Raw genomic sequence first — 2,232 nt, forward strand, 5'->3', positions numbered from 1 at the left:
CTGTTGCGGCTCACACCAAAATTCAACGATTCCTGATACATCCTGATTCAGCGATCCGCCAGAAATGGCAAGCCCGAAACCCGGCTGCATGACAATCGGCTCTTTTAGCGATACGGGGACGTTTGTTCCCGCCGATACTAAAATAGTCGAGATTCCCTGTCCTGGCCATGCCGCCCCGGTCGCCGTTCTTACCTCAATCGCTGTAATAATGTTCTGATTTAATTTTGATACTGGATTTCCGGCCAGGGTCGCAAACGGCGCGTTTGTGGATCGAATAACGATGCCACCCGCCCCCGAACTGGATACCTGCAATCCGCTAATAATCATGTTTTTTGCGCTGCCTACAGGGTTCCACAGTTGAGCCCATGAATACACGCCAGCAGATGCCCCGCAATTCAAACCCGAGATACCGGCGATGTTCGACAGCGTGCGCGCCTTGCCACCATCCACCACGTCCACGGTTCCAGCAATGCGGTCGTCTTGAAAATCGAAGTCGCCCACGATCAGCACGCCCACGTTATTTGCGCCGCTTCGGTCTGCTACCGTCAGGCTTTCAAAATCAAAGCCCCGCACGCCTTGGCCTGGCAGCAGATCGACGTAGCCGCCCTTCGAGGCGCGCACGCGGATAGCGCCAGTTCCACTGCGATACTTGAAGAATTTGCCCTTCACGTCCAGATTCAGGGCGCCGCCTGGCGGTAAATTGAAGTCGTATTGCATGCTATGCCTTCGCCAGAACAGGAGCCATCACCAGCAGGCCAGCAACGACCAAGACGCCGATGATGACCTGCTTTTGTGAGTCGGATGTACCCTTTGCATCTGCGTATGCGCCCTGCAACTGGCCCATGGCCGCAGACTGCGCCGTTTGCGCCTTGTCGTAAGCGGTTGTCAGGTTTTTTTGCGAGTTTTCCACGAAGCCCAGCGACTTATCGAACAGGTCAGCATAGTTTTTATTCGAATCCTTGGCTCCACTGGTAACAGCGTTCAGGGACTGATCGAAAAGGTTGGCGTAGGTTTTTTGCGATTCCTTGGCACCGCTTGCCACCGCCCCGGCTGATTCCTTTACCGCCCCCAGCGCCTGATCGAACAGGTTCGCGTAGCTTGTGCGCGACTTGTCTGCTTGGCTTGCCAGCGTGTCTGCCGCCGTATCGAACAGGTTCGCATATTGGGTGATGGCGCTACCGGCCGTCTTCGTTACCGCGTCCGTGCCGGTTGTGAAAATGGCGTCGCCGTAGTCCAGCGCCCGCCCTGTCGTCGTTATGCTGCCTTGCACCGCCGAACTTCCCAGCCCGCCGAAAATCTTTGCCGCGTCGCCAGCAAAATCAAACGCGCCCGCAATCGCGCCGCCGTCCAGCGTGTTTGTCACGATGGAGCGGCTATCTGTTACCGACGATTTGCTTTCAGTCGATTGACTTTTACTGCCGCCAAAGCGGCAGATCGGCCCGTATCGGACTTTATGCAATTGCTCTCTGATATTCATAGTTTCTTCCGCATGATTTTTGCCGCTTCGCCATATCCGGCACCTTGCAGCTTGCGCACCAGCCCGGCGCGCTTCGTGTAGATCACCACCGCATCGCAGCCCGCGCCGAACACACGCTCAATTTCCGGCAGCACCTCGCCCACTAGATCGCGCCCGCGCACCAACTGATGCGCCACTCGAATGACCAGTTCGCGGCCATGTTCGTGCTGTACCTGTTCCACGACGAAGACCACCGTGGGCGCACCGTCTGCATCGAGCGCGGCATAGGCATCGCCGCCGCCGATCACATCGTCCACGCCGCACAGGCCCGACCAATCCCACTTATCTACCCCGACCATGTACGCCACGAACTGGCGCGCATGGTCGCGCGGAATAGCCTGAAATTTCATCGTTTCGTCCATAGGTAAATGCCGACACAGATCGCGCCCAGCACCAGGGGATTTTTCAGCATGCCCATCAGGTTGCCCAATTCAGAGCGCGACTGTGCATTACTGGCCGAGCCGCTGCCGGTACTGACTACCCAGCCCGAGCCGTCATAACCCGAGCTAAAATTCGTGTTGCTGGTTTGTGGTGTGTTGTCGGCAAGCGCCTTCGTTGCCACGCCCGCCGCCGCGCCAAACATCTGCGCGAACGGGTCCACCTGCATTTGCGGCGCTGGCATTATTTCGACGCCACGAAGATCACCGCGCCGACCAGCATCAGCAGGAACAGCGGGTTAATCTGCGGCGTGCTGGTGACGCGGGTAGGCATGTTCG

At 57.8% G+C, this 2,232-nt stretch carries 4 protein-coding genes; all 4 read right to left on the reverse strand.

Features of this window, described 5'->3' with window-relative positions; translation table 11 throughout:
- Positions 1 to 717: hypothetical protein (locus ACQ4V8_RS21780; protein ID WP_436572195.1), on the reverse strand; the 717-nt coding region annotated here is incomplete at its 3' end.
- A 1-nt stretch (position 718) separates the two neighbouring features.
- Positions 719 to 1,477: a hypothetical protein gene (locus ACQ4V8_RS21785; RefSeq protein ID WP_436572196.1), complete on the reverse strand. Its 759-nt coding sequence runs from the start codon at positions 1,475 to 1,477 to the stop codon at positions 719 to 721.
- The gene (locus ACQ4V8_RS21790; RefSeq protein WP_436572197.1) at positions 1,474 to 1,878 is read right to left on the reverse strand and encodes a hypothetical protein; all 405 of its coding nucleotides are present in this window, start codon (positions 1,876 to 1,878) and stop codon (positions 1,474 to 1,476) included. The genes ACQ4V8_RS21785 and ACQ4V8_RS21790 overlap by 4 nt, the downstream gene beginning before the upstream one ends.
- Complete coding sequence (locus tag ACQ4V8_RS21795) at positions 1,863 to 2,138, reverse strand: hypothetical protein (RefSeq protein ID WP_436572198.1); 276 nt, start codon at positions 2,136 to 2,138, stop codon at positions 1,863 to 1,865. Before ACQ4V8_RS21795 ends, ACQ4V8_RS21790 begins: the two co-directional genes overlap by 16 nt.
- Positions 2,139 to 2,232: the final 94 nt, after the last annotated feature.

It is taken from the genome of Janthinobacterium paucivorans, assembly GCF_051380805.1.
GTDB lineage: Bacteria > Pseudomonadota > Gammaproteobacteria > Burkholderiales > Burkholderiaceae_D > Janthinobacterium > Janthinobacterium lividum_D.

Bases quoted from the DNA above. Each gene is read 5' to 3' on its own strand.
- ACQ4V8_RS21785 (WP_436572196.1), bottom strand. From the start codon at position 1,477: ATGAATATCAGAGAGCAATTGCATAAAGTCCGATACGGGCCGATCTGC.
- ACQ4V8_RS21790 (WP_436572197.1), bottom strand. From the start codon at position 1,878: ATGGACGAAACGATGAAATTTCAGGCTATTCCGCGCGACCATGCGCGC.
- ACQ4V8_RS21795 (WP_436572198.1), bottom strand. From the start codon at position 2,138: ATGCCAGCGCCGCAAATGCAGGTGGACCCGTTCGCGCAGATGTTTGGC.